The organism is Exiguobacterium sp. s75 (genome assembly GCF_018617145.1).
In the GTDB taxonomy this organism is placed as follows: Bacteria; Bacillota; Bacilli; order Exiguobacteriales; family Exiguobacteriaceae; genus Exiguobacterium; species Exiguobacterium profundum.
Genome location: NZ_JACSJQ010000001.1, coordinates 137,234 through 162,808 on the forward strand (window position 1 = coordinate 137,234; position 25,575 = coordinate 162,808).

General features: G+C 47.6%; 27 protein-coding genes. 15 read left to right on the forward strand and 12 right to left on the reverse strand.

The features are described from left to right. Both KNO68_RS00725 and KNO68_RS00730 read left to right on the forward strand, forming a co-directional pair. On the forward strand, positions 1–765 hold the full coding sequence (locus KNO68_RS00725; protein WP_159561928.1) for a hypothetical protein: 765 nt from the start codon (positions 1–3) through the stop codon (positions 763–765). A gap of 111 nt (positions 766–876) precedes the next feature. Then, entirely contained in the window at positions 877–1,779 is a 903-nt protein-coding gene (locus tag KNO68_RS00730) for a cation diffusion facilitator family transporter (RefSeq protein ID WP_214684830.1), read from the forward strand. A gap of 41 nt (positions 1,780–1,820) precedes the next feature. Here KNO68_RS00730 and KNO68_RS00735 read toward each other — a convergent pair whose 3' ends face one another. The 3 genes from KNO68_RS00735 to KNO68_RS00745 all read right to left on the reverse strand — a co-directional run bounded on the left by KNO68_RS00735 (position 1,821) and on the right by KNO68_RS00745 (position 4,411). Further along, a complete protein-coding gene (locus KNO68_RS00735) occupies positions 1,821–2,960 on the reverse strand; it encodes a zinc-dependent alcohol dehydrogenase (RefSeq protein ID WP_214684828.1) in 1,140 nt (379 codons plus the stop codon). A 97-nt stretch (positions 2,961–3,057) separates the two neighbouring features. Then, on the reverse strand, positions 3,058–3,903 hold the full coding sequence (locus KNO68_RS00740) for a metallophosphoesterase (RefSeq protein WP_078146487.1): 846 nt from the start codon (positions 3,901–3,903) through the stop codon (positions 3,058–3,060). A gap of 94 nt (positions 3,904–3,997) precedes the next feature. Continuing rightward, positions 3,998–4,411, reverse strand: coding sequence for an organic hydroperoxide resistance protein (locus KNO68_RS00745; protein ID WP_015881037.1), 414 nt, complete (start codon positions 4,409–4,411; stop codon positions 3,998–4,000). Between the two features lie 117 nt (positions 4,412–4,528). On the opposite strand from KNO68_RS00745, the gene KNO68_RS00750 reads away from it, so the two are divergent. Both KNO68_RS00750 and KNO68_RS00755 read left to right on the forward strand, forming a co-directional pair. Next, positions 4,529–4,981: a MarR family winged helix-turn-helix transcriptional regulator gene (locus KNO68_RS00750; protein WP_159561931.1), complete on the forward strand. Its 453-nt coding sequence runs from the start codon at positions 4,529–4,531 to the stop codon at positions 4,979–4,981. A 13-nt stretch (positions 4,982–4,994) separates the two neighbouring features. Then, positions 4,995–5,909 carry a CAP domain-containing protein gene (locus tag KNO68_RS00755; protein WP_078146489.1) on the forward strand — a complete coding sequence of 305 codons (915 nt, stop codon included), beginning with the start codon at positions 4,995–4,997 and terminating at the stop codon, positions 5,907–5,909. A 33-nt stretch (positions 5,910–5,942) separates the two neighbouring features. Here KNO68_RS00755 and KNO68_RS00760 read toward each other — a convergent pair whose 3' ends face one another. Next, complete coding sequence (locus KNO68_RS00760) at positions 5,943–6,419, reverse strand: glutathione peroxidase (RefSeq protein ID WP_215112374.1); 477 nt, start codon at positions 6,417–6,419, stop codon at positions 5,943–5,945. A gap of 158 nt (positions 6,420–6,577) precedes the next feature. Between KNO68_RS00760 and KNO68_RS00765 the strand changes: the two genes are divergently transcribed. Both KNO68_RS00765 and KNO68_RS00770 read left to right on the forward strand, forming a co-directional pair. Beyond that, a complete protein-coding gene (locus KNO68_RS00765; protein WP_215111909.1) occupies positions 6,578–7,096 on the forward strand; it encodes a VanZ family protein in 519 nt (172 codons plus the stop codon). 294 nt (positions 7,097–7,390) lie between these two features. Next, complete coding sequence (locus tag KNO68_RS00770) at positions 7,391–8,686, forward strand: murein hydrolase activator EnvC family protein (RefSeq protein WP_047795555.1); 1,296 nt, start codon at positions 7,391–7,393, stop codon at positions 8,684–8,686. Positions 8,687–8,717: 31 nt separating this feature from the next. Here the strand turns inward: KNO68_RS00770 and KNO68_RS00775 are convergent, their stop codons facing one another. The 3 genes from KNO68_RS00775 to KNO68_RS00785 all read right to left on the reverse strand — a co-directional run bounded on the left by KNO68_RS00775 (position 8,718) and on the right by KNO68_RS00785 (position 11,093). Further along, positions 8,718–8,924 carry a hypothetical protein gene (locus KNO68_RS00775; RefSeq protein WP_214684821.1) on the reverse strand — a complete coding sequence of 69 codons (207 nt, stop codon included), beginning with the start codon at positions 8,922–8,924 and terminating at the stop codon, positions 8,718–8,720. A 42-nt stretch (positions 8,925–8,966) separates the two neighbouring features. Further along, entirely contained in the window at positions 8,967–9,812 is an 846-nt protein-coding gene (locus KNO68_RS00780; RefSeq protein ID WP_215111910.1) for a GNAT family N-acetyltransferase, read from the reverse strand. A 72-nt stretch (positions 9,813–9,884) separates the two neighbouring features. Continuing rightward, complete coding sequence (locus tag KNO68_RS00785; protein WP_251024810.1) at positions 9,885–11,093, reverse strand: dicarboxylate/amino acid:cation symporter; 1,209 nt, start codon at positions 11,091–11,093, stop codon at positions 9,885–9,887. A 217-nt stretch (positions 11,094–11,310) separates the two neighbouring features. Here KNO68_RS00785 and zapA point away from each other — a divergent pair, with 217 nt between their 5' ends. The 7 genes from zapA to KNO68_RS00820 all read left to right on the forward strand — a co-directional run bounded on the left by zapA (position 11,311) and on the right by KNO68_RS00820 (position 18,219). Further along, a complete protein-coding gene (gene zapA / locus KNO68_RS00790; RefSeq protein ID WP_015881047.1) occupies positions 11,311–11,532 on the forward strand; it encodes a cell division protein ZapA in 222 nt (73 codons plus the stop codon). 8 nt (positions 11,533–11,540) lie between these two features. After that, entirely contained in the window at positions 11,541–12,077 is a 537-nt protein-coding gene (locus tag KNO68_RS00795; protein WP_031421319.1) for a CvpA family protein, read from the forward strand. Positions 12,078–12,144: 67 nt separating this feature from the next. Then, a complete protein-coding gene (polX, locus tag KNO68_RS00800) occupies positions 12,145–13,839 on the forward strand; it encodes a DNA polymerase/3'-5' exonuclease PolX (RefSeq protein WP_214730720.1) in 1,695 nt (564 codons plus the stop codon). Between the two features lie 15 nt (positions 13,840–13,854). After that, positions 13,855–16,209 (forward strand): endonuclease MutS2, encoded by a 2,355-nt coding sequence (locus KNO68_RS00805; protein WP_215111911.1) that lies wholly within the window; start codon positions 13,855–13,857, stop codon positions 16,207–16,209. Positions 16,210–16,221: 12 nt separating this feature from the next. Beyond that, complete coding sequence (locus tag KNO68_RS00810; RefSeq protein ID WP_031421322.1) at positions 16,222–16,632, forward strand: DUF350 domain-containing protein; 411 nt, start codon at positions 16,222–16,224, stop codon at positions 16,630–16,632. Positions 16,633–16,887: 255 nt separating this feature from the next. Continuing rightward, positions 16,888–17,721 (forward strand): EcsC family protein, encoded by an 834-nt coding sequence (locus tag KNO68_RS00815; RefSeq protein WP_215111912.1) that lies wholly within the window; start codon positions 16,888–16,890, stop codon positions 17,719–17,721. 33 nt (positions 17,722–17,754) lie between these two features. Then, entirely contained in the window at positions 17,755–18,219 is a 465-nt protein-coding gene (locus tag KNO68_RS00820; RefSeq protein ID WP_215111913.1) for a hypothetical protein, read from the forward strand. A 40-nt stretch (positions 18,220–18,259) separates the two neighbouring features. Here KNO68_RS00820 and KNO68_RS00825 read toward each other — a convergent pair whose 3' ends face one another. Together KNO68_RS00825 and KNO68_RS00830 are read right to left on the reverse strand one after the other, a co-directional pair. After that, positions 18,260–21,484, reverse strand: coding sequence for an FtsX-like permease family protein (locus KNO68_RS00825; RefSeq protein WP_215111914.1), 3,225 nt, complete (start codon positions 21,482–21,484; stop codon positions 18,260–18,262). Further along, positions 21,477–22,169 carry an ABC transporter ATP-binding protein gene (locus KNO68_RS00830; protein WP_215111915.1) on the reverse strand — a complete coding sequence of 231 codons (693 nt, stop codon included), beginning with the start codon at positions 22,167–22,169 and terminating at the stop codon, positions 21,477–21,479. Before KNO68_RS00830 ends, KNO68_RS00825 begins: the two co-directional genes overlap by 8 nt. Before the next feature lie 152 nt (positions 22,170–22,321). On the opposite strand from KNO68_RS00830, the gene KNO68_RS00835 reads away from it, so the two are divergent. Both KNO68_RS00835 and KNO68_RS00840 read left to right on the forward strand, forming a co-directional pair. After that, positions 22,322–22,525 (forward strand): hypothetical protein, encoded by a 204-nt coding sequence (locus tag KNO68_RS00835; protein ID WP_214691182.1) that lies wholly within the window; start codon positions 22,322–22,324, stop codon positions 22,523–22,525. 12 nt (positions 22,526–22,537) lie between these two features. Further along, positions 22,538–22,858 carry a nucleoside triphosphate pyrophosphohydrolase gene (locus tag KNO68_RS00840; protein WP_215111916.1) on the forward strand — a complete coding sequence of 107 codons (321 nt, stop codon included), beginning with the start codon at positions 22,538–22,540 and terminating at the stop codon, positions 22,856–22,858. A gap of 44 nt (positions 22,859–22,902) precedes the next feature. On the opposite strand, the gene KNO68_RS00845 is transcribed toward KNO68_RS00840, so the two are convergent. From KNO68_RS00845 to KNO68_RS00855, 3 genes are read right to left on the reverse strand one after another with little or no spacing between them, the layout of a single operon-like run. Then, positions 22,903–23,367 carry a hypothetical protein gene (locus KNO68_RS00845; protein WP_015881057.1) on the reverse strand — a complete coding sequence of 155 codons (465 nt, stop codon included), beginning with the start codon at positions 23,365–23,367 and terminating at the stop codon, positions 22,903–22,905. Then, positions 23,367–25,385, reverse strand: coding sequence for an AAA family ATPase (locus KNO68_RS00850; RefSeq protein WP_215111917.1), 2,019 nt, complete (start codon positions 25,383–25,385; stop codon positions 23,367–23,369). Before KNO68_RS00850 ends, KNO68_RS00845 begins: the two co-directional genes overlap by 1 nt. A gap of 1 nt (position 25,386) precedes the next feature. Next, positions 25,387–25,575 carry a hypothetical protein gene (locus tag KNO68_RS00855; protein WP_041917995.1) on the reverse strand — a complete coding sequence of 63 codons (189 nt, stop codon included), beginning with the start codon at positions 25,573–25,575 and terminating at the stop codon, positions 25,387–25,389.

The following is a 25,575-nucleotide window of genomic DNA, read 5'->3' on the forward strand; positions in this document are numbered from 1 at the left end:
ATGAATGGAGGAAGATTGTCGCGTGCGACGACGCGGAAGCGTAAACGCGTGTTCCGTATCACGACGGCATTGGCATTAATGCTCGCCTTGGTCGGGATCATCGCGTTCGCAGCACTGATTGACAAGAAGCAGGACTCGGCTTTACCGGAATCTGATGAGATTGCCACGGAAATGGTTGACTCCGAGTCGGAACAACCGGCTGATGCTGATGCTGAGACGGAATCAGCAGATAAGATTTATATCGGGCAACCGTATACGAAAGTATACGCGGATGACCGGGTCACGGTCGTTTATGAAGCCGACTTGGGTGATCGATTTGAACGGTTGGAGACGGTAAGTGGATTTGTGAAAGTTCAGTTGAACGAGCGGTTGACCGGCTGGGTCACAGAAGAAAGTGTGACGACAGAGGCGACAGCTTTATCGGATGACGAGGTGATTGCCGCTTGGCAACAAGTCGTCCCAAACGCTTCGGAGTCCGTCCTTGACTGGATTGGGAAAGATCTCGAAACCGTCCGTGCGGAGCTTGGCAGTCCTTCTGCCGTTCAACGTGACCAAGTGAACGAGTATCATTTCTATGATGGATTCTTCCTCATGGTCCGGGACCAAAAAGTACGGGCCGTTGATTGGGACAAACAAGCAACCGCGACGCCAGACTTACAACCGACTCGCGAACAAGCGACCGGAATTTGGTTCGAGGGTGAGACGGTCCAATTGAAACTGTTCCCTTATAGCGGCGTCATGCGTGTCCGTCTGGAGCAAAAATGAGACAAAGCGGGAGAGTTCATTCTTCCGTTTTTTTATTGTTTTTCATTCAAATTAACGTTTGAATGTTTGGTTAAAATGGAATAAGATAAACAGTAGAAGGAGGAGTCAGTTATGGGACATCATCATGATCACGACCACCATCACCATCATTCGACAAATCAGCGGGCGCTCTTACTCGCCTTTCTCTTGATTGCGGCGTTCATGGTCGTCGAAGTGATCGGCGGACTATGGACGAACAGTTTGGCGCTATTATCGGATGCGGGGCATATGTTAGGAGATGCGGCGGCGTTAGGGCTCAGTTTCCTCGCTGTCCGATTTGGGGCGAAAGCGGCGACACCGAACCGGACGTTCGGGTATCGACGTTTCGAGATTTTAGCGGCATTCATTAACGGGCTGACACTACTCGTCATCTCGGTCTATATTCTTGTCGAGGCATACCAACGAATCAGCGCGCCACCAGAAATTCTAAGTGGTGGGATGCTTGTCGTCGCCATCATCGGGCTACTCGTCAACATCCTTGCCGCCTGGATTTTAATGCGCGGGGAGAAAGATAATTTGAACGTGAAGAGTGCGTTGTTGCACGTATTCGGAGATTTGCTCGGCTCGGTCGGAGCCATCACGGCAGCAGTCCTCATCATGTTGTTCGGATGGACGTGGGCGGACCCGGTCGCGAGCGCCTTTGTTGCGATTTTGATTTTAATTAGTGGCTATCGGGTGACGCGTGACGCGATTCATATCTTGATGGAAGGGTCGCCGGAACAGATTGATGTCCGGGCGATGCAAGAAGAGATTGCTAAAGTTGACGGGGTGAAAGAAGTGCACGACTTGCATGTCTGGTCCATCTCATCGAGCGAACATGCAGCGACGTGTCACGTGTTGATTGGAGAAGAGACGGATGATCAAGACGTCTTGAGACAAGTGACGGAACGAATCCGGAAATACGGGACGTTCGAACGTTCGACGGTCCAGATTGAGCGGGAACGACAATGTTGTGAAGAACGAATCATCTGGTAGTGAAAAGTAAGGGAGTTCAGTTTGGACTGAACTCCCTTTTACTAAGGCTTCAATACTACTTTTACGCAGTCATCTAAATGCTCATTGAATAAGTGATAGGCATCAGCAGCATGTTCAAGAGATAAACGATGCGTGATAATGTCAGTAGGGTCAAATTTTTGATCTACGATCATCTGAAATAACTCAGGCATATAATGAATAACAGGTGCTTGTCCTGTTTTCAAAGTAACATTTCGGGTGAAAAAATCTCCCATCGGAAACTGATTATAATTCATTGGGTATACCCCGGTAAGTTGAACGACCCCAAATTTACGAACCGCTTCTTTTGCTACTTTGATTGCGCTTAGTGTACCGCCTTGGATCATAAGTTTTTGTTCTATCTTTTCAATTGAAGATTTTTTTCCATCAATACCCACACAGTCGATAACAACATCTGCCCCGCCATTCGTAATCTCATAGATATATTTTCCTGTCTCAGTTGGATCTTTTAAAAGGATTGTTTCTACTTTATTTGATAGTTTTGCCCGATTTAGTCGATAGAGTTCGGGATCTACAGCAATAACGCGTTTAGCCCCACGTACCCAAGCTAATTTTTGAGTCATTAACCCCACAGGACCTGATCCGAGAACCACTACCGTATCTCCAGCTTTCATGCCAGCATTATCTAAACTCCACCATGCTGTTGGTATAACATCAGATAAAAAGAGAAGCGCCTCATCTTCAAGCTCACATGATTCGGGGATGACAAGCGGCATGAAATTACCGTATGGAACCTTTAGAAACTCTGCTTGACCACCGGGATGATTTCCAAACTGCTCAGTATATCCAAATAAACCACCAGCATCAGTGTGAGGGGCGTGGTTAGAGTTATCGCACTGACTCTCCATCTCATTTTCACAATAAAAGCAGTGACCACATGATACATTGAATGGAAGGACGACCCGATCACCCTTTTTCACTTTAGTTACATCAGGTCCAGTCTCTTCAACAATTCCCATAGGCTCATGTCCAATGATAAAACCAGGGCGAGTAGGCATATTCCCTTGATAGATATGAAGATCTGATCCACAAATAGCTGTCGATGTAATTTTTACAATGATTTCTTCCCGGTTTTCGATTTCGGGATCTTTAACGTCCTTTACTTCAATCTTCTTAGTTCCTTGATAAGTTACTGCGCGCATATAATTCACTCCTCCTTTTAAAGACAAGTAATTAGCAACATAGCTTGTATACCCTTCTTTTAAAAAAAGTGAACTAAATATTGGAATTCGATGATGACTATCTTTGACCATTCACATCGATCACAACAATCTCTGGTGGATTATAAATACGTGGAATGTTGAAGCTGTAATTGAATCCTCGTCCAATCACATGGGTAAACGTCTCATGCTCGTAGAGTCCGCCTGCGTATTCAGGAAAGAATCCTTGGTCAGGTGCGAATAATCCGTTCATCAAGTAAGGGATTCTCACTTGCCCGCCATGAGCATGTCCGGATAAGACGAGGTCGAATGGAAGTTTAGCATACGTGTCGACTTGTTCGGCACGGTGGGAGAGAAGCACCTTGAACGTCTCATCGGGGGCGATGTCCTGCATCGCCGCAGTCGACTCCGCATCCCAATCCGTATAAATGTTTTCTCTGAACCCACGAAGAGGGTCTTCTAGCCCGCCGATGACGAGGTCGATCCCATTGATGGTGACCGTTTCCCATTCGTCTTCGAGAACATTGACGCCATATGAGCGAAACACATCTTTCACATCGTGACGGACATAGTCATCCGACCCATCGATTTCATGGTTACCGGTCACGAAATACATCGGCGCAATTCCTTCAAGCCCTTCGATTAGTTCGAATGCAGGTTCAGGTGAACGATATCGGTCTAGTAGATCGCCGGGTAAAGCGATGAGATCCGGTTTCTGCGCACGGACCTGGTCAATCAAAATCGACTGTTTATAACCGTATGATGCGCTGTGTAAGTCGGAGAGGAGCACGATGCGCAGTGACTCGTCTGCTGACAGTTTATCGGACGTCACGTCATACGTTCGGACGGTCAACCCGTTGTACGTCGACGTGAACAACAAGATGCCAAGTACAACAAACAGTAGAGTCGATTTATGCTTCTTCATCAGTGCTCCCGCCTTTCCTAATCGTGTCTTTAATCTTACTCCGATAGGCAGGGTTAAGCAAAAAAAATCCCGCTCGTAGGAGCGGGAAGGAAGATTATGCTGCTTTTGCTGTCAATTTGACGTCGACATTGCCGCGCGTCGCTTTTGAATAAGGGCACACTTGGTGTGCTTCTTCGACGAGACGTTCTGCTGTCGCTTGGTCGACACCTTTGATTTCGACTTCAAGTTCAACTGAAATGAAGAAACCTTCATCGTTTTGATTTAATGTGACGTGACCTGTGACGCTTGAACCGTCTGTCTTCACACGTTCTTTTCCGATGATGAGGTTGAGGGCACTACCGAAGCAAGCCGCATAGCCAGCTGCGAAAAGTTGTTCCGGGTTTGTCGCACCGTCTACGTGTTTCGCGCCAGGCATCGAGACGTTCATGTCGATGACGCCATCTGTTGATTTCACATGACCTTCGCGGCCACCGATTGCTGTTGCTGATGCTGTGAATAGTGATTTCATGATTGAATTCCTCCATTTCATTTTTAACAATTAAGTTGTGCACAATTCAAATTATAGAGCAGTCAAAAAGTTTCGCAAGTGATATGCTTGGCTAAAGAAGAGTACGGAGGATTACGTATGGACCAATCGTTAAAGTTAGAACATCAAATCTGTTTTCAATTGTATACCGCCTCAAAAGAGCTTACCCGGTTATATCGCCCAATTTTAGCACCGCTAAACCTGACGTATAGTCAATATCTCGTGATGCTTGTCTTATGGGAAGAGGATGGAATCGATTTGCGACAACTCGGATCGCGGTTGACGCTCGACTCTGGGACATTGTCGCCGCTCGTCAAACGGCTCATCCAAATCGGCTATGTGGAGAAAAGTCGTGCGACGGACGACGAACGAAAAATCATCGTTCGTTTGACCGAAAGCGGTAGCGCGTTGCGTGAGCAGGCGGCGAATGTGCCGTTACAAGTAAGTGGTATGCTGAATATAGACGAAGCGACGTATGTCGCATATATGGAGATGCTCACCGATATCAAGACGAGACTACACGATTTCGGGGAGCGTCAGCGCGAGCAGTAAGGAAGGAGGAGCCATGTTTCGAAAATTGATCATCCTCTTGATGGGGATTGGACTCTATATGGCTTGGCAATATGAGATGCCGAACGTCTCTGCCCCGACGAGCATTCAGGTGGAGTCTGAGGTGGCGACCGAACGAGCGACAGACGCGCCAAAGTTCGCAAGTCAGTATGCCGGGCATGACTGGTATTTGGTCGAACGTGGCGGTGACCGAGGACTTGAACTGATTGATGAGGACGGTGCGAAAAAAGGATTCTATCAGTTCGAGACAGGTAGCACGTATCGAGGTCTTGTACTGAATGAAACGCCCCGTGATCAAGTCGAGGACATCGGCTTCGAGGCAGTGACTTCGTATAATAAAGGACTAAATCGATACTTGATTCCAGACGATCCATCGTTTTCCGTTTTTGCAATCGATGGTCAGTATGTCACTTTCTTTTTTGACCAGCATGATGATGACCTCCTGAAAGGGATCTTGTCGGTCGACCGCCGTGTCGAAGAGGCGAGTGAGGGGTACTATGGTGACTTGTCGAAAGAGGGGACGGTCGCCAATGAGCAGTTGATGCGTATTCTCATGAATTGGGATCGGGAGAAATTTGATTTAAATGCTCTAGCTGACTACGAACCACTCTATCCGGTCGTACGGGCGCATAGTCAGAATATGGCGGAGAACGACTTCTTCAGCCATACGGACCCAGAAGGACAAGACCCGTTCGATCGAATGGACGAAGCGGGACTTTCATATTCGATGGCCGGCGAAAACTTGGCCATGGGACAGATGAGCGTGTTCCATGCGCATTGGGGACTCATGAACTCGAAAGGGCATCGTGAGAACATCATGCAGCCGCGCTTCACCCATGCTGCCGTCGGACTCGCTTATAATGAAGAAGACAGTCCGTTCTACACGATCAACTTCATCACTCCAAGATAAAAGGATGACTCTTTGGAGCCATCCTTTTTGATATTAGATGAGTTTCTTCACCGCATCCTCAATTTCAGCCGGTGTCGTCTGTGGCGAAAAGCGCTCGATGATGTTTCCATCACGGTCGACTAAAAACTTCGTGAAGTTCCATTTGATCGCCTTCGACCCGAGAAGCCCGGGTGCTTCTTTTGAGAGATAGGTGAAGAGTGGGTGGGCATCCTTGCCGTTCACGTCGACTTTCGCGAACATTGGGAACGATACCCCGTAATTCAGTTGACAGAACTCTTGAATTTCTTCATTGGAGCCCGGGTCTTGATGACCGAACTGGTTGCACGGGAAACCTAAGATCTGTAGGCCCTGTCCTTTATAGGTGTTGTAAAGTGACTCGAGGCCTTCGAGCTGCGGTGTGAATCCACATTTGCTCGCCGTGTTGACGATGAGTAAGACGTCGCCTCTATATGTAGCTAACGGTTGTAATTGTCCTTTCATGTCTACTGCTTCAAAATCATAAATCATGATAATTCCCCCTTTTTTTGTAGTATACCAAGAGAAGGAGACAGACTCGAACTTGAACGCGTTGCGTGCAATCAAATTGTTATGAAATCATGATGTCGCTGTTACATCATTCCGAAGAAAGAATCCGTATAATGAAAAACGTTGTAGAAAGGAACGGTGTTATGCGATTTTTAAAAAATGAATTTATATGGATTGCGCTTATTTTAATCGGACTCTTTTTATCAAGTGCGACGCCTTACTCGGACCAGTCTATCGTTTCGCCACTCGAGCGATTCAATTGGAGCTGGATTGAACCGACGCTAGCGAACGTGCAGTTCGACTATGCAGGAAAGGAAATCTCGCTCGATACGTTGGGGACGACAGGATTGATTGAGTTCTTTATGCGGAAGACGGCACATGTCGTCACGTTTTTCGTTCTCGGTGCATTATTCGTGAAGGCCATCTCGCGAACGAATCTTCATGCGGGACTGAACTTACTCTTCGCTTGGGCACTTGCGAACACGGTGGCGATTTTTGATGAGTATCATCAGAGTTTGACTCCTGAACGGACCGCGCTGTTAGAAGATGTCCTTTTGGATAGTACGGGTGCTGCCGCAGGTGTCATCTTATTCGGTGGGTTGTTATTACTTCGTTCGAAACGGAAAAATGGCAAACGGGCCGGTTATGTTGCCTTAAGGTAGTCAAAAAAATGAATGGGTCACTATGTGAAAAGCGCTTTCTTGAAGTGCTTTTTTTCTTTTTAAAACTATTTTGTGACAACGAACCAAACAAAATATTGTCTATACCCACGTTTTTTAAAGGATAAAACCTAAATTAGGTCAATGTCATACGAATGAAATATAAGTGTAAAATAACTTTTGGTTTAGATTGCTATAATGAGTCACAGAGCGAACGAAATGTCGCGACTTATCTTATAAAAAATAATTGCACGACTATAGATAAAAACTACACGGGAATCAGCGGAGGGAAGCACATTGGGTAACTTGAAGAAATTTGCAGCAACAGTCACTCTAGGCGCACTCTTGATCGGCGGAACGTCACCGACTTATGCAGCCTCACTTACAGAGAAGCAGAAGAAAGTACAAGAACAACGACAAAAGAATAGCAGTGAACAGTCGAAAGCAAACTCTTCGATTCAATCACGTGAGCAAGCCATCAGCAAAGAGCAACAAGAGATCAACAAGTTAGATGCTGAACTCCAAGACGTCATCAACGATGTCGCTCAGAAAAAAGCTGAGATTCGTGCAACTGAAGAAAAGATTAAAAAGCTTCAAGCACAAATTAAAAAGTACGAAGCGAAAATGAAAGCACAAGAAGATCTTATGAAAGATCGTATGGCGACGATGCAAAAGAACGGTGGCTCGTCAGTCAACTGGGCTGAGTTCATCTTCGGTTCTAAAGACTTCGGTGATTTGATCACACGCATGATCACAGCTGGTACGATCCAAGAGAACGACCAACAAATCTTCGAAGAATACGAAGCAACGAAAGAAAAACTCGCGAAAGCGCAAGCTGATTTGAAAGCAGAGCGTGATTCACTCGTGAAGCAAAAAGAAGAACTTGAAAAACGTCAGAAAGAGCTCGATCAAAAAATGAAAGAGCGCGCTGCGAAAATCAAGAAACTTGAAGCTGAAAAAGTGAAGTTCGAATCAAAACTCATGAGCCTTCAAGAGATGGAAGATACGCTCAAAGCTCAAGAACAAGCCATTCAAGCAGAAATCGAAGCGCAACGTCGTGCTGAAGAAGAAGCACGTCGTGCAGCGGCAGCAGCTGCGGCGGCGAAAAAGCAACAAGGTTCAAGCTCGAATAGCGGTTCAAGTGCTTCAACAGCACCGGTAGCGTCTGCACCAGCAAGCGGTGGCATGTTCCAACGTCCAGCAAGCGGTCGCCTCTCACAAGGATGGGGTCCAGCAAGCGGTGCGAACGGCTACTCGTTCCACAACGGTCTTGATATCGCAGGTCCAGTCGGTACACCGATCTATGCAGCACAAACAGGTACGGTCCTCCGTGCAGGTTGGGGTGGCGCATACGGAAACCATGTTATGATTGCACACGTGATCAACGGGCAAGTATGGACGACAGTATACGCTCACATGAGCTCGGTATCCGTTTCTGCGGGTCAACGCGTGTCACAAGGACAAAACCTTGGCGGCATGGGTAGCACAGGGAACTCGACAGGTTCACACCTTCACTTCGAGATTCACCGTGGCGGCTATTCGTACTCTTCATCGAGCGCGGGAAGCACAGTTAACCCAGCATCATTCTTCTAAACACAAAGAAAGTGATCGACGAACGCGTCGATCACTTTTTTGTTGCCCTATAGACGATGAACGTCAAAAGGGAGGCACCGATGACACTGAGCCATAGCGTTTCGAAGTTTGGGTCATCGAGCATGCTCCGGCCTCCAAGGAACACCATATAGCCGAGTATCGCGAGCGTGACAAGTGTCAAAGCGGTCAATCGGATCTGTCGGGGGATACGGAGCCACCAACCGAATAATCTGTTCATGAAAAATCGCCTCCTCTATTAGTATAGGGGAGGCGATGTGTTTCATCTAGCGAGTCGGACCCAAGCAGAGTCCATGATTTGTCGGTAACCGACTTCCCGATAGATTTTGTTCGATGTCGGGTTCGTCAAGTCGGTATAGAGGACACAGAACGATTTCGTCTCAAGTAATTGGCGGCTAAGGTCTGCAACGAGACTTCGCGCGTAACCTCTACCACGTGCATCAGGTGATGTGTAGACAAATGAAACGGTGATCCCGTTCTCAGTTGGACGTGCGCGTTTCGCACACGAGACGACCTGTCCGTCGACTTCCCAAAAGACAGCCTCTTTCCTGTCGAGCATCGTCTGTACAGCCTTCGTCACCTTCTCTGGTGGAGATGATCGGAGACCTGATTCGGCTTCGAAGGCACTATACCAAGCTTCGATCTGTGCCTGGTCGGCCTTCGTCGCTTCTCGCATGTGGCCTTTTGCCATGTCGATGTCTTCCACGCTGTCGAGGCGATAAAGACCTTGGGACATGAACATCTCACTCGACCCAGACGTCAACTCCTGCCATACTTTCCCGAAACGTTCCGCTTGCTGTCGTTCCGAGACGACTTCCGCGAAGGGGACTGCTTCTTTCAAAAGGTGGGGGATGATGAAAGACGGGAGAAGGTCCGAGCGCTCCGTCTTCACGACGATATAGTGAAGTGGATGCGGTGGTGTCACTTGGAGGATGGCGAGAAGCTCCCCGTCCTCTTCGACTGTGAACTGATGAAACGTTTCATAGATTCCTTGTTTGACGTTATTCAAGACGCCAATCATGAGGCTATTCTTTGCCTCCTCGTCGAGTAATGCCGTCATGACGCGGTCTGAGAAGTGATTAGGGTCTTTCCATTCAATCCATTCCATATGGTTCTCTCCTTTATTATATGTAGACAAAAACGGACAAACCTGATGGCTTGCCCGTTTATGAGTCGTTCATTATGCGATATTTTCTTGTTTCGACGACGTGTTGTCGAGAAGTTTTGTGTTGTGTTTGAAGTAATGAATGATTTTCGCGATGGCACCGTCACCCGTGACGTTTGTTGCTGTCCCGAAGCTATCTTGTGCCAAGTAGAGTGCGATAACCAAACTTTGCATCGTCGCGTCGAATCCGAGGATCGAGCCGAACAATCCGAGCGATGCCATGACGGCCCCGCCTGGTACACCTGGTGCTGCAATCATCGTCACACCGAGTGCGAGGATGAATGGAAGCATGATTGCGTAGGATAACGCCATGCCATTCAAGTACATGAGCGCGACACCGACCGATGTGAGTGTGATCGTCGACCCTGACAAGTGGATCGTTGCCGAGAGCGGGATGACGAAGTTCGCGACACCTTCGTCCGTGTTGTTCAACTTCGCTTGGCGAAGCGTGACTGGAATCGTCGCGGCCGATGATTGCGTCCCGATGGCTGTGAAGTAAGCCGGCATCATCGTCTTGAGCAACTTGAACGGATTCTCTTTGTTAAGACCACCTGCGATTGAATATTGAATCATGAGCATCGTCAAATGAAGGACGATGATTGTGACGAAGACGAGCGAGAAGACCGATAGGATCTCAGCGACTTGACCAGCGTACGTCATGTTCATGAAAATTCCGGCGATGTGGATTGGAAGTAATGGAATAATGACTTTACTGATTAAGAGTTCGATGATATCGCGGAAATCCATGGCGAGGTCGAGTGACCGTTTGCTTTCGATCGCGGCAATCCCGATTCCGATGACGAAAGCTAAGATAAGTGCGGTCATAACACCGAATACAGGTGGAATCTCAAATTCCATGAACCCTTTCAACAAGGCTTCTTCTGGATTTTCGGCTCCTGTCGTCGACCGTGTCAAAATTTGCGGGAACAAGTTGCTTGTTGCAAAGTATGCTAATGTTCCGGCGATGATGGTTGATGCGTAAGCGATGAGTGCTGTGAGTCCGACCAGCTTTCCTGCTCCTTTTCCAAGTTCCCCGATACCCGGGATGATAAAAGCAAGAATAATCAATGGAATAGCGAAGCCTAAGAACTGCCCGAAGACCGTGTTGAACGTCACGAACGTCCGAACAATCCAGTTCTGACTTTCTGGTACGATGCTCCCGAGTAAAATACCGAAAGCGATCGCGATGATGATGCGACCTAAGAGGCCAATACGTAATTTCAAATCAATCACCCTTTCTGTTTGTTTGAATAGTTGATATTTTCGCACATTTTACGGAATGTTGCCACCTTCTCTTACAATTTTTCTAAAGAAAGACGTTTGACAACTGTTTAGAAGGGTATTAGAAAATGTTGTACATATCAAGGGAAGGGGCTTCTCCTTTTCCTAATATAAAAACGATGTTATGATTAATTCTGACAGACGTAAAGGAGGGGTGCGCGTGCAGTTACAACGAACAACGATTCACATTGCGGGTCAAGACTATACGATCGTAAGCGAAGAACCCGCTGACCACGTGAGGGAAGTAGGCTTTTTGGTCGACAGTAAGATCCGCGAAATTCGTGAACAATCCCCTCATCTAGATGCTCGTCAGGCAGCGGTCTTGGCTGCGATTCAAATCGCGAGCGACCACGTCAAAACTAAACGAAATATGGGAGAATAAATCAATCCATGGTTACGCTACTTATACTGTTTTTCTTGTTTATCGGAATCGTCAACGGCTTCCGTCGTGGCGCGATTCTACAGCTCGGCCATTGGGTCGCGCTCATAATTAGTTTTCTCGTCGCCAATACGTACTATAAAGAGTTAGCCGAAGCGTTCAAGCTGTGGATCCCGTATCCGTCTCAGCTCGACGGAACGCTCCCGGGTGGCGTGTTGGACCTCAATTCCCTTTCAGGGATTGAGATGACATTTTATAACGTCTTTTGGTTCGTCGTCTTGTTCCTCATTACGAAACTCGTCTTGCATCTCATCTTGGCGATGCTCGACTTCTTGACGGACTTGCCAATTTTGCGCCAATTAAAAGGTGTAATCGGAGCTGTCCTAGGATTCTTCGAGGCATATGTCATCACATTCTTCATCCTTTGGGTGATTGCGTTCGTGCCGATGGCGAGCGTTCAAAACGCCGTCGACAAATCGTCGCTAGCGACATATATCATTCAAGACACGCCATATCTATCGGATTGGTTTTCAAATAAGATGTTGTGACACGACAGGCCGGAATGCAAGCTAGTGCTTGTGTCTCGGTCTTTTCTGTGTGAAGAGGGGGAAGCATATGAATAAAGTAGAAGCGATGATGTTGCTCGAAAAAATCGCGCAATATATGGAGATCAAAGGGGAGAACCCGTTTAAAATCAATGCGTTCCGCAAGGCGGCGACAGCGCTAGAGAACACGGACCTTGAACTCGAGGACATCGACGACTTGACGTCCATCTCAGGAATCGGGAAAGGGACGGCTGCAGTCCTTGAAGAGTATCGAGACACAGGACGCAGTGAAGTACTTGAAGCACTGCAAGAAGAGATTCCGTTCGGTTTGATGAAGCTCTTGAAAATTCAAGGGCTCGGCGGGAAGAAACTTGCTAAACTCCGTGAAATCGGTGTCGTCGACTTGGAGTCGCTCATCCGTGTACTCGAAGATGGGACGGCTGCATCATTACCCGGTTTCGGGGCGAAGAGTGTGGAGAAATTACTCGCAGCCGCGAAGAACCTCGAATCACGTCCAGAACGATTGGCTTATGCAGTCATGCGACCAATCGTTGAAGAAATCAATGAGGTGTTAGAGAAGGAGACGCTCGTCTTGCGTCATTCGGTCGGAGGAAGCTTCCGCCGTGCCGAAGAGACGTGTAAAGACCTTGACTTCATCATCGCGACCGAGGAGCCGATTGAGCTACGTGAGAAGCTGCTCGCTTTGCCGTTCATCAACGAAGTGATTGCGGCAGGCGAGACGAAAGTCTCGCTCGTCCTCGAACGTGAAGAGATGGTATCGGTCGATTTCCGTATGGTCGAGCCAGGCGCGTTCGCTGCGACGCTTCACCATTTCACGGGCTCGAAAGACCACAACGTCCGCATGCGTCAACTCGCGAAAGCAAAAGGAGAGTCCATTTCCGAATATGGGGTCGAGACAGCAGACGGATTGTGGCAACCAAAAACAGAAGAAGAATTGTTCGAACGGTACGGTCTCCCATTCATCCCGCCTGAACTTCGGGAGGGGCATGCTGAGTTCGAGCACGACTTATCGAAGCTCGTCACGCTCGAGGACATCAAGGCTGACGCGCACATGCACACGGTCTGGTCGGACGGGAAGTTGACCGTCGACGAAATTGTCGTGGCGATGAAAGATCGCGGCTATGAATGGATGGCCATCACCGACCACGGGAAGTATTTGACGTTCGTCAATGGCTTGACCGAGGAACGGCTCGAAGCACAAGGGGAAGAAATCCGCGAGGCCGCGAAGACACATGATATGAACGTGTTACGAGGCGTTGAGATGGACATCCGTCCTGACGGGACGCTCGACTATGAACCCGAGTTTCTAGAGACGCTCGATTACGTCGTCGCCTCCATCCATTCGAAGATGGACCAATCGGTCGACGAGATCATGGCTCGTCTCGAGAACGCCTGTCGTTCTCCGTACGTCAACGTGATCGCCCATCCGACGGGTCGACTCATCGGTCGTCGGGACGGCTATCCAATTGACGAGGACAAGTTGATCGCGCTCGCGAAAGAAACAGGGACGGCGCTCGAGTTGAACGCCAACCCGAACCGCCTCGACCTGACAGCTTCCACGCTCAAGAAGGCGAAGGCAGCGGGCGTCAAAGTGATGATCAACACGGACACGCACCACCCAGATATGATGGAAGACATGGCCCTCGGTGTGTTGCACGCACGGAAAGCCTATCTCGAACCATCAGATATTATCAACTGCTTCACGTTTGAAGACGCCAAGGCGTTCTTTGCGGCGAAGCGATAGAAAGGAACATGCTAGATGGACCACGCGTTACGCGTATTAGAATATGAAAAATTGCGCCAACAGCTTGCCGGTCACGCGGCGAGCTCGCTCGGAAAAGATTTGGCGCTGAAGATGCAACCTGACTACTCATACGACCGGGTGCTCTCGAATTTGAACGTGACGAAAGAGGCGACCGAGGTCGTTCGTCTCCGTGACCGTCTGCCACTCGGTGGGCTTACGGATGTCCGTGCGGAAGTGAAACGGGCCGCAATCGGCTCGGTCCTCTCGACGAGCGAATTGCTCGCCGTCGCTGCCGTCATGTATGGCGGACGCCAAGTAAAGAACTTCTTCGAGAAGCTTCACGAGGATAACGAAGAGATTCGCATTCCACGTCTTGACGAGTATGCGGACAAGTTGACGAAGCTCATCGAGGTCGAACAGGCGATTCGTCATGCGATTGACGACCAAGGGACTGTCCAAGATTCCGCGAGTCCACAACTCCGTGGACTTCGGACACAGCTCCGGAGCTTTGAAGGGAGTGTCCGGTCACGTATCGACAACATCCTCCGCAACAATGCGAAGATGCTCTCGGACGCCATCGTCACAATCCGGAACGATCGCTATGTTGTACCGGTCAAACAAGAGTACCGTCAAGCGTTCGGTGGAATCGTCCATGACCAGTCGGCTTCTGGTCAGACACTCTTCATTGAGCCGCAGGCCATCGTCTCCATCAATAACGAGATTCAAGAAGTTCGTCTGAAAGAACGTGCTGAAATCGAACGGATTTTAAGTGCTCTCTCGAACGAGGTCGGTGGGGTCCATGATGCCATCATGACGAACCTCGACGTGTTGGCCGAACTCGACTTTATCTTTGCGAAAGTCGCATACGGACAAGAGATGAAAGCGACCGAGCCAAAGTTGAACGACAATCGAGAAATCAAGTTGAAACAGGCACGTCATCCGTTCATCCCGAAAGATGAGGTCGTACCGATCACAGTCGAGCTCGGAGAAGACTACACGTCACTCGTCATCACCGGACCAAACACCGGCGGGAAAACCGTCACGTTGAAAACGATTGGACTCCTTCAATTGATGGTGCAATCAGGTCTCTACGTGCCGGCAGAGTTCGGGACAGAGCTTTCCGTGTTTGACGCGGTCTATGCCGATATCGGGGATGAGCAATCGATTGAACAGAGTCTCTCGACGTTCAGCTCGCATATGACAAACATCGTCGGCATGCTCGACAAAATCGACTTCATGTCACTCGTCCTCTTCGATGAGCTCGGTGCAGGGACGGATCCACAAGAAGGGGCTGCCCTTGCCATCGCCATCTTAGATGAAGTGAAACGCCGCGGGGCACGTGTCGCTGCGACGACACACTACTCGGAACTGAAGGCATACGCTTATAACCGCGAAGGTGTCATGAACGCCTCGATGGAGTTTGATATCGAATCGCTCAGCCCGACGTACCGTCTCTTGATTGGCGTACCGGGTCGCTCGAACGCCTTCGAGATCAGTCGTCGTCTCGGACTGTCTGAGCAAGTCATCGACAAGGCACGTAGCCACGTCGGTAGTGATGCCGAGTCAGTCGAATCGATGATCAATGAGCTTGAAGCAGCGAAGCAACGCGCCGAGCAGCTCGAGCAAGAGCTCATCGTCAAGCGCTATGACTTTGAAGAAGAGCAGGCCGAATTCGAAGCGAAGATGACCGAATTTGAGCGCGAACGCGACAACTTGTATAGAGCGGCCGAGGCGAAAGCCGAGAAGGCCGTCGAACAGGCGAAGCGTCAAGCGAACGAAGTCATCGACCGCTTGAAGAAGCTACGTGAGCAAGGAATCGTCAAAGAGCACGAGATTATCGCGGCGAAGAAAGAGCTCGAATCGGCAAAACCGACGCTTCAAGAGAAAAAGATTCAAAAAGTGAAACAAAAAGCCCAGCAGAAACGTACGTTCAGTAAGGGCGAAGAAGTGAAAGTGACGACGTTCAATCAAAAAGGCTACATCGTGAAACAAATCAACGACAATGAGTATAACGTCCAAGTTGGCATCATGAAAGTGAACGTCAAAGCGGACGACCTTCAGAAGATCGGTCCATCGAAAGAGAAGTCGCTTCAGTCGAAAGGGAGCTCGCTCAAACGTCAGAGCTCGACGAAGTCCGAGCTCGACCTCCGTGGCGTTCGTGTCGAAGAGGGACTCATGCGTCTAGACAAGTATATCGATGAAGCACTCGTGTCGGGCTATGACAACGTCCGCATCATCCACGGATTAGGTACCGGAGCGATGCGTCAGGCGACACAAGAATTTTTAAAAGGACATCGTCACGTGAAGAGCCAGCGCCCGGGAGGAATGGGCGAAGGTGGACTCGGTGTCACGGTCGTCGAACTGAAGTAAGGGGAGTCGGGAATGGGTACGATTACGTTTGCCGTTATGCTGGAGTCGTTCGGCCTCTATTCGATGGCGGGACTGATGATTGTCGTCGGTCTTGCCATCTTCGAGGTGACAACGCCGTACAGTAACTGGCGTGAGATTCAAAAAGGAAATATTGCCGTCGCCTTGGCGACAGGCGGGAAGATTGTCGGTCTCGCCAACATCTTCCGGGTCGTCGAGAGCCATCATGATAGCACAATCGACATCTTCGTCGGGGGTGGTTTTGGATTCATTTTGCTCCTCGCGACATACTGGTTGTTTGAATTTTTGACACCGACACTGAAGGTGAACGATGAGATTCAACAAGGGAATATCGCCGTCGGGTTGTTGGCATTCTTGCTGTCGATTGGGGTCTCCCTCGTCGTCGGCGCGGCATTGGTGAGGTGAAGACATGGTATACGAACGATTGGCAAAGATCTTGTTCATCGGGGCCGGGCTGTTCTTAGTGGCAGCGGCACTATGGTATATCTTTTATTGAGGGAAGAGGGAGAATCCGTTTGGATGCTCCCTTTTTTTGATTTCAGGGACCTTGAATATAAAATATATGGGTGAAAGGAAATTTTTTTACAATTCGTGTGAGGAAATCGATATACTGAAACTAGATTATGGAACGAGATACATAAGAAGGTTGAGGTGTAGGTCATGGCGAACGGGTCAGAAGTGTTTGAAGTCTTGATGACGAATGCAGTGAAATTGCCTGGAGTGAAAGTAGATCGAAAAGAATTTTTAGCCCAAAGTTTCAGTAAGTACGTGCCAGCGACTCAGTTGGCAGAGGTTGTCGAGAAGGGACCGCTTGAAGCGAACGTCCCTCTCTCAGTCATCAAAAAAGTGGCGAAGCGAAATATTACTAATCAGACGATGAAAAGTTCGAGTGCATCGTTTGCAGCCGGCCTACCTGGAGGCATCGGTCTCGCCGCAACGATTCCGGCCGATACGGCGCAATTCTTCGGTTTCGCCCTCCGTTTAGCGCAAGAAATTGGGTATTTATATGGGTACGATGACTTTTGGGAAGATGGAGAATTAGATGTCGAACGGGTGAATGGAGAATTAATTCTCTTTTTAGGTGTCATGTTCGGAGTGGGCGGTGCGACGGCTACCATCAAGGCATTGTCCGCACAATTATCGAAAGAAGCTTTGAAAAAAATCCCGAACAAAGCGCTGACGAAAACGGTGTACTATCCAATCATCAAGAAAATGTCGGCGATGATCGGGGTGAAGATGACGAAAGACACGTTCGCCAAAGGGATCTCGAAGATGATTCCACTCGCAGGTGGTGTCATCTCAGGAGGGATCACGTACTCATCGATGACGAAGATGGGCAATCGTCTCATGCATGCGCTTGAAGAAGGAGTCAACATGACGGAAGCGGAGTTTATTGAAAGTGTGGAAACAGTCAAGCGTGAAAATCTTGAAATCATCGAAGCAGAATTTGTAGAAATTGATGAGGAATCACGTAATGACGGGGGAGTCATATAAGGAGATATCGTATGTTCTAGGAGGGGATTATTCATGAAACTAGACTTACACTACTTGATGTCGACCGAGCGCTACGTACTCGACATGGAATCGTTTCAGATGAAGAATGAGGCGTATTACCCGTTAGAGTGGACATTTTATGGAGCGGCGAATCCGACGATGCTCCTCACATGGGACGCTAATCGCGACCGCATCCGAATTCGCTTCGAACAGTACGCCGTCTTTTTAGGGACACAAGAAGAGCACGGAATGAAAGAAGACGGATTATGGAACGAGCATCCGATTGTAAAACTGTCCGCATCACGCCTGATGTCATTCGCCAGTGAACGGATGGCGATTCATCCGGTGAACCGTAACCGTGGCGCGCTCGCGCATTATGTCATCCGTACGATCGAGCAGGAGTTTCATGTGTTGGCGTATGAAGACCCGACCGTAGAAAACCTAGGAAAAGTCGGGGACACAGGAGTACGTGTTGAAATCGTGAAAGAAGCCGAATGAAAAACAACGTCGCCTCGACTCCGGGGCGACGTTGTTTCGTTTACGGCACGTCAATTTTGACGGTATACACTTTCGGCATGGCGCCGCTTGACGCATACAAGACGAGCGTCTTCGCTTTCTCTGGGACGAGGAAGACTAAATCAATTTCGGATTTCTCGCCTGGTGTGTAAATGAATCCACCTCTAAATGCTTTTTTGTTGTGGTTGACCGTGTCGACCGGACTGTATTCTGTGCCGTCTGACGTGTACAAGCGGAAGCCGTTTGGACGATAATCCATAGTGCCCTCATACTGATCCGGTTCAACGTACAACGAAATCGGTAGGCTGACGAATCGCTTACCATCTTCCGGTTCGGTCCCATCCGGAGAAGCGTACACAGGTTTACCCACTTGGAATTCACGTTTTTTCATTTGTGGATCTCCAATAAACGTTTGGAACGTGCCGAGGTTCATGATTTTTTGAAGGTCATCTTCTTTCGGTGTGGTGGCTTTGGCTTCTTTCGGTTTCGTGTCTTTCAAGTCGGCCTGTTTCGCACCCGTCGTCTGTGCGGTCGGGGCTGGTGTCGCTTTCGCCTCTTCCGTGACCGGCTTGACTTCTGGTGACGTAAAGACGAACAAGCTGATGATCCCAACGACGAGTGCCGTCGCCGTCGTCCCGAGGACGAAGCGGAATCGTTTCTCGACTTGTTTTTGGTTGACGACATGCCCACCGATTGCTTCAGCCGGGGTGATGCGGACCGCACGTTCAGCAGGAAGCAGTGCACCTAAGACCCCTGTCACGACCGGGATGAGGATGGTCGCAAACAAGAATGGTAGCTCTGACGTCGGGAACTGTTGATACATGATCGTGACGATGATGATGGTGAACGTCACGCCGAGTAGTCCGGCGAAGAACCCGGTCAACGCACCTTCCGTCAAGACGAGACGACGGATGGACGTGTTCTGCCAACCGAGCGCTTTTAAAACGGCGAGTTGCGGCTTGCGCTCGGATACGTTTTGCCACATGATCTCGGTCGTCGTCAGCATCGCAATGAGTAAGGCGACCCCCATGGCAACGTAATGCATCGTCCCGACTTCAAGTGCCACGAACTCCCCGATCCACGTCGTGTACAAGACACCTTGGAGACGGAACGTGACGAACAAGAAGAAGCCGAACAGACTCGTCGGTAAGGCGATGGCGAGAATCGACAACAACGTCCGTGGCCAATACGTCACGAGTTGGTTCAAACTCATACCGACGCTTGAGCGCGAGCGGCCGAGGCGTCGTCCTTTTGAGACTTCACCAGACTGCATCGTTTCATATGGCTTGATGCGACGGACGAGTCGAATCGGGATGAGTGTCCCGAGCCAGTAAATCAAGAGACCGGCGAGTCCAATCAATAAGATACGGGTAATCGATGTCGAGCCAGCTGCCGTCCAAAGGAACGTCCCGAGAATCATCCACGAGATGAGCGCGACCATCGACCCAAGGATCGTGGCTTCTAAGAATAACAGTTTCGACAGCTGACTCGGCCGCCAACCGAGCGACAAGAGGATGGCGAACTCTTTCTTCCGAGCGTACAGCATGATGATGTTCGAGCTGAATACGTACAGCATCGCGACGAGGATGACACTCGCGACGACACCGGAGAAGCCGAGTTTCGCTTCCTGGAAAATCGTGATTGACGACCCGATTTTAATCCATGGCTGCTGAATCCAACCGAGCGAACTTTCTCCTTTTAAACCAGGGAGATAGGTGACGGCGTATTGTGGAGACGAGCCGAGCGTGACATCGGTGATGAGACCGGTCTTGTCTTCAATCTCCTTCGCGACCGCTTGGAGCTTCGCTTCGCTCTCTTCGTTCATGACGTCCACGCCTTTCACATTGACGCGAATGGCCGAGATGGCCTTGTCACCGGCAATGGCGAACGCTGCATCGAGTGTCGTCAACATCGAAGGTGGCTTCGTCAAGAAGCTATACGGGTTATTCGTCGGTTTGACGGTCGTCGGTGGGTTGACCGGCTCATCCTTCGAGTTCATGACCCATTCGGCGCTTGCCGGGAAATACGTCTCCATCGGGAGTTCCGTCAACGGATCTTTTGACAACTTCAGTTTCGATGGGTCGAATAGTCCGATGTAGTTATATCTTACTTTCGGTACATCGTTGAGGTCTTCCGCGTATAAATTGGACTTACGATACATACTTTCTTGCCCATACTTCACTTGACCCTCAGCGAGGAACGGTTTGATTTGATACGAATACGGCCAACGTTTCGGGAACGGGCTCGTCACGCCTTCATAGACGAGTGGAGATGCCTTCTCGGAAAGCCAAGTGTAGTCAACCGTGACACGAGGGTCTTGTGGCTGTGGTGTTCCTTCTAAAATGTGTTTCGTAATATTGTCGTGCATTTGTTGGGCTGTAAAGTCGTATGAGGCGACTTTCGTCCCTTTCAAGCTATCTAGATATTCCCCTTTCCCTTTCTCGAGATAGGTTTTAATAAAGGCTTCTTGGTCGCTCGTATCGGCATCGACTTCTTCGATGGTGTAGTTGATCGAGGCATCGACGTAGTCTTTAGTACTCATCAAAATCGGGATCGTCGTGATGTCTTCGTCGTAAGGCTCTGGGACATCCTCTTCATTGAAGTAACGACTGAACGCTGTCGCTTGTACGGCATCGTCTAACCCGACGAGTTTCGCTTCGGCAACCGGGTCAATCCCGGCGAGCATGACATCACTTCCGTAACTGAGTGGGAATTCTTCATATAGGGCGGTCGGGCCGATGCCGATGTGAGTGGAATCACCGTTTGGCATCCAGCCGACCCAAAAGTAGGCTTTCAAGTCTTGGAAGTCATTAATTTTTTCAATGCCCGTATCGATGAGCGTATTCATCTTAAGGCGATAGAGACCCGCTTTATCAAACGTGTGCGTTTGCGTGAACGAGCTCGAGTAAGTCGACCCAATCATCGCGATTGGAGCTGCGACATCGATGTCGGCAATCTGTTGAATCGTCTCGTATTGTTCGCGTGTGATCCCGCCTTCGAGTCCGCTCATATAGTTCGGTTCGAGCAGGTTCAAGTCCTCGGTCACGCTGCGGCTGCCTTCTGGACGCACGACGATGTGATAAGACGAGTCCCAACGTTTCTGTAGCTCGTTGACGACCGTCCCGTTATTCGCCTGCGTCACGCCGAGAAGATAGCTGAGCCCGGTACTGACGATGAGCATCCCGACCATGAGCAGGATGAATCGTTCCTTATTCCGCCACCATGAATTCCAAATGAACTTAAGCATGATGGACGTCGCTCATGGCGACGACCTGCCCGTCGCGCATCTCGATTTTTCGGTTGGCACGGTCGGCGAGTTCCGGGTCATGGGTGACGAAGAGGACGCCACATCCGTTCTCACGATTCAAGCGGATCAATAGGTCAAAGATGACGTCACCCGTGTGAGTATCTAAGTTCCCAGTCGGCTCATCAGCGAGGAGCCATTTCGGACGGTGGATGAGGGCGCGGGCGACGGCAACGCGCTGTTGCTGACCACCTGACAGTTGGGACGGTAATGAATCGACCTTGTCAGCGAGACCGACCTCTTTCAACAGTTCGAGTGCACGTTCGTGAACGTCGTAATCGACTTTTCGCCCGAAGAGCGGGGACATGACGTTCTCAAGCGCCGTCAACGTCGGGATGATGTGGAACTGTTGGAAGATGAAACCGATATTCTCGAATCGGAAGTCCGCGAGTTGTTTCGCAGAGAGCGTCGAGATCGGTTCATCGTTGAAGAGCAAGGTACCCTCGGTCGGACGGTCGAGTGTACCGATCAGACTGAGGAGCGTCGACTTTCCAGACCCAGATGGTCCGATAATGGAGATGAAATCCCCGTGTTCGAAGCGGAGGTTAATGTCCTGTAAGGCGACCGTTTTGACGTCACCCGTATCAAATCGTTTTGTTAAGTGTTCGCATGTGAAGTGATAGGCCATATCGTGAAATCTCTCCTTTAACTAATATTTAGTGAAAATATGTAAGAGTACGTAATATTCTGACTATTTTAGATTATAGGAAAAAGATTCCAATGTATAGCTGTATTTTTTTCAAATGGGGAACGGGTATAGAAGAGTGAGGAGGAGAGAAGATGAAATCATTCGAAATTGAATTCCATTTAATCAACGAAGAAGTGCTGACGTATATGGTGGAAGCTGATACACGATATGAGGCATTGGAGTCGATTTTCCAATCATTTCGGCATGCGAGCGATGGATTCGTACAATTTGAGGACGAGTTGATTGTGATGTTGGATCATGTGGCGTATGTGAAGGCGTTTGAGGTGGTGGAGTAGGAGGTATCGAAAGTGAAATATAATAAGCTGGTGCGTGATCGTGTGCCTGATTTAATTCAGGCAGAGGGGAAACGAGTGATCGTTAAACACTTGAATCAAGCTGAGAAGTTTGAGCAGGCGAGATTAAAGCTCTATGAAGAGTTAAAAGAATATGAAGATGCCAATATTGACGAAGAATGTTTGGAAGAATTGGTTGATATTTTAGAACTAGCGTATGCTCTTGGTAAGATGCACGGTGCCTCATTCGAAGAAATGGAATCGATTCGAGCAAAGAAACGTGAGCAAAAGGGCGGATTTGAGAAAGGTCTGTTTTTGGAAGAGGTATTGGATTAATAAAAATCGCCTACAAATGAGTGAGAATTTGTAGGCAATTTTTATTAATTAAATGGAAGTTCATTGATTAAATCTTCGGTATTGAATTCTTTTTGTTCATATTTAAGCATTAAATCTAAGTAAGCATTTTGCGCCGACTCAGGGTCGGTTAAGAACATTTCTAACTCTTGATAAAGAGCATCTAATCCGCCAGCAGCGTATTCCTCGATAATATCATAGTTCTCGAGTGTCACATCTGACTCATCCTCAGAATCATTTTCGATTGAAAAACGTTCAAATGTATTTTCTAAATGCATGATCAATTTCATGAATTGCAAATCTTGTTCTGAAAAAATGCCAAGTAAAATTTCAGGACCGGGTTTTACTTTTTTTCTTCGTTCATTGCTATAACCGAACAATAATGCTGCCATGAAAGCATCTTTATAGGTTTCAAAAAGTTGAGCGTCTTCTTTTAACGCTGTATACATATGATCTTGTGTACTATCTCGACGCACGGAACGCTTTGCCATTACATTACCTCCATAATTTCCGTATATTCCCCAGTGCCTTCATTTGTATGGTTGAGTAATTTATATGATTTTCCAATCCGATGATTAATGGCTTCATCCACTTCTCCACGCCATTGTGAAGTAGATACAATCACAACAATTTGATCTGATAATTTTGGTAAATTTATTGCAACGCGAGAACGATGGTCTGCATCGAGTGCTCCAAACGGAGAATCCATTACAAGTGGAAAAATATTTCCGAGTTTTAAATCTTCATCTAACGCGTGACCTTTTTCTCTGTCTTTGTACTCCCTAGTTAAATCTACTATAGCACCGATGAAAGCAAGACTTGTAATCTGTGATTCTCCCTGAGATAAACCAATACTTCCTCCGTTTACATCTGAAACGAGAAGTTCGTAATTATCAGTAAGTGAGATTGGATAGTCTTTTCGTAATAACTGAGAATAGGTTAGTTTGATTTTTTCTTCTAATTCGGTTTTTACTTGGGATTCTCTGAGCTTTAAAAGCCCAATCAAAGTGTTTTTCACTTTCGTAGCAGACTCTAGAGCAAGTTGAAGTTTTAATTGTCTTTCTTCTGCTTTAGTCAGTTTACTGACCTCTTTATTTAATAACTCTTCTTCTTTTGAAATTTCCTCAATTGATCGAAGTAAACTTTCTATAGCAGCCTCTGCTTTAACGATTGCAGTTCGAATCGAGGATTCTCTCTCGATTAAATTGGATGAATTTTCGATATTGCGTGAACTTGCTTTCATACGTTCCTCAATTTCTCGTAACTCGTCTTCCAATCCTCTAAGGTTTTCTCTCAATTCTTCACGTTCACTAACGAGTCGTCTCATTTCTGTGTAAAAATGGGTTCTAGCAACTTCCCAACCACTTAAGCGGAAATAAAGTTGATCCATTTCATTTTTTGAACTCGATAAATTTAAGACCTCTTGCTGAACTTTTTCTAATGATGCAATTGATGTTGTCTCAAGTTCTTGTCCACACAAACATTTCCCTTTCGACATTAAAGAAGGAATCAAATCAGGATGAATCAATTTTTCAATTGAATCCTGGTCATTTGTAGATGCAATGCGCTGGAATCTTTTCATTGGTAAGGTTGAAAAAGCTAAGTGACTTGAGCGGGAAAGTAGGATTCTCAACTCATTTAATTTCTCATCAAATGCATTTTTCGTTTCTTTAATTGACTCAACTAAGTGATCACGTGTGACTTGAAAGGTTCTCGTTTCTTCACCGTTACGTAAAGCATTTTCAATACTTTTCAATTCACTTTGGGCAGCCGAAAGTTCTTGTCTTGTTTCAGTAAGTTGCTGTTTCTTCTTTATTTTTTCATCTTCAAGTTGATTTATGCGCAAGTACTTGTCGCTCAATTCACTTTTTACATTTTTAGATACTTCGTCGCGAAGTTTAATTATAGTTTTACTTAAATGTTCAATAGAGTTATCGAATAACTCCAATCCCATCATTCTCTTAATGGAATCACGAATTTCCGAATAAGCTTCTTTCTTTCCTAAATGGTCCATTCGTTCACCGTCAAAGAAGAAGAACGTATGCAATTTATACGGTAAAATGCGATTAATTTCGAATGAGATATCTCTAATTTTAGTAGATTGATTTGTAGCTACATTCCGTTTAGTCAATTCAACTTTTTGATTGATTGTTTTATTCTTTGGCAAATTAAGAATATTGTGCTCAGAATCAAACTTCGCGTATAACATACGACGTAGTTCGTATTCATAATCGTTATGTTCAAATTTAATTTGTACCGCTGTGATTAAGTCATTTTTATTGTTTGTATTTTCTTGAACAGCTTTATTATTAAAAATAGACTCAGGATTCGGTAATTTAAGTTCTCGTCCATAAAATCCCCAAATCAAAGCTGTAAGTAATGCTGTTTTACCGCTTCCATTTTCACCGTGGATGACAGTAACATTTTTGCTTGATCCGTGTGCAAATTCAATCGTATTCTGCCCATAATATTGACGGAAGTTTTCAATGATTACTTGCTTGAGAATCATGTCAGATAAACTCCTTTTTGATTAATTTAGAAAATTCATCAGGTAATTGCGCAGCAGTGAATGAACCTTCTTTATCTAAATAATCTTTTTCTAAGCGAATGATATTTTGTAGAATTTGTTGTTCTGTTTCGGATAACTCGCTTAACAGTGCATATACATCATTTTCGCTGTTTGAATGGTTTTGACTCAT

Excerpts from the sequence above, each read along its gene's own strand:
- KNO68_RS00850 (WP_215111917.1), bottom strand. The coding sequence starts at position 25,385 with ATGATTCTCAAGCAAGTAATCATTGAAAACTTCCGTCAATATTATGGG.
- KNO68_RS00780 (WP_215111910.1), bottom strand. The coding sequence starts at position 9,812 with ATGGAATGGATTGAATGGAAAGACCCTAATCACTTCTCAGACCGCGTC.
- KNO68_RS00775 (WP_214684821.1), bottom strand. The coding sequence starts at position 8,924 with ATGAACAGATTATTCGGTTGGTGGCTCCGTATCCCCCGACAGATCCGA.
- KNO68_RS00805 (WP_215111911.1), top strand. The coding sequence starts at position 13,855 with ATGGACCACGCGTTACGCGTATTAGAATATGAAAAATTGCGCCAACAG.
- KNO68_RS00765 (WP_215111909.1), top strand. The coding sequence starts at position 6,578 with ATGCGATTTTTAAAAAATGAATTTATATGGATTGCGCTTATTTTAATC.
- KNO68_RS00750 (WP_159561931.1), top strand. The coding sequence starts at position 4,529 with ATGGACCAATCGTTAAAGTTAGAACATCAAATCTGTTTTCAATTGTAT.
- KNO68_RS00740 (WP_078146487.1), bottom strand. The coding sequence starts at position 3,903 with ATGAAGAAGCATAAATCGACTCTACTGTTTGTTGTACTTGGCATCTTG.
- KNO68_RS00815 (WP_215111912.1), top strand. The coding sequence starts at position 16,888 with ATGGCGAACGGGTCAGAAGTGTTTGAAGTCTTGATGACGAATGCAGTG.
- KNO68_RS00835 (WP_214691182.1), top strand. The coding sequence starts at position 22,322 with ATGAAATCATTCGAAATTGAATTCCATTTAATCAACGAAGAAGTGCTG.
- KNO68_RS00820 (WP_215111913.1), top strand. The coding sequence starts at position 17,755 with ATGAAACTAGACTTACACTACTTGATGTCGACCGAGCGCTACGTACTC.
- KNO68_RS00730 (WP_214684830.1), top strand. The coding sequence starts at position 877 with ATGGGACATCATCATGATCACGACCACCATCACCATCATTCGACAAAT.
- KNO68_RS00825 (WP_215111914.1), bottom strand. The coding sequence starts at position 21,484 with ATGCTTAAGTTCATTTGGAATTCATGGTGGCGGAATAAGGAACGATTC.
- KNO68_RS00795 (WP_031421319.1), top strand. The coding sequence starts at position 11,541 with ATGGTTACGCTACTTATACTGTTTTTCTTGTTTATCGGAATCGTCAAC.
- polX (WP_214730720.1), top strand. The coding sequence starts at position 12,145 with ATGAATAAAGTAGAAGCGATGATGTTGCTCGAAAAAATCGCGCAATAT.
- KNO68_RS00745 (WP_015881037.1), bottom strand. The coding sequence starts at position 4,411 with ATGAAATCACTATTCACAGCATCAGCAACAGCAATCGGTGGCCGCGAA.
- KNO68_RS00845 (WP_015881057.1), bottom strand. The coding sequence starts at position 23,367 with ATGGCAAAGCGTTCCGTGCGTCGAGATAGTACACAAGATCATATGTAT.
- KNO68_RS00830 (WP_215111915.1), bottom strand. The coding sequence starts at position 22,169 with ATGGCCTATCACTTCACATGCGAACACTTAACAAAACGATTTGATACG.
- KNO68_RS00755 (WP_078146489.1), top strand. The coding sequence starts at position 4,995 with ATGTTTCGAAAATTGATCATCCTCTTGATGGGGATTGGACTCTATATG.
- KNO68_RS00735 (WP_214684828.1), bottom strand. The coding sequence starts at position 2,960 with ATGCGCGCAGTAACTTATCAAGGAACTAAGAAGATTGAAGTAAAGGAC.
- KNO68_RS00855 (WP_041917995.1), bottom strand. The coding sequence starts at position 25,575 with ATGAGTCAAAACCATTCAAACAGCGAAAATGATGTATATGCACTGTTA.
- KNO68_RS00725 (WP_159561928.1), top strand. The coding sequence starts at position 1 with ATGAATGGAGGAAGATTGTCGCGTGCGACGACGCGGAAGCGTAAACGC.
- KNO68_RS00810 (WP_031421322.1), top strand. The coding sequence starts at position 16,222 with ATGGGTACGATTACGTTTGCCGTTATGCTGGAGTCGTTCGGCCTCTAT.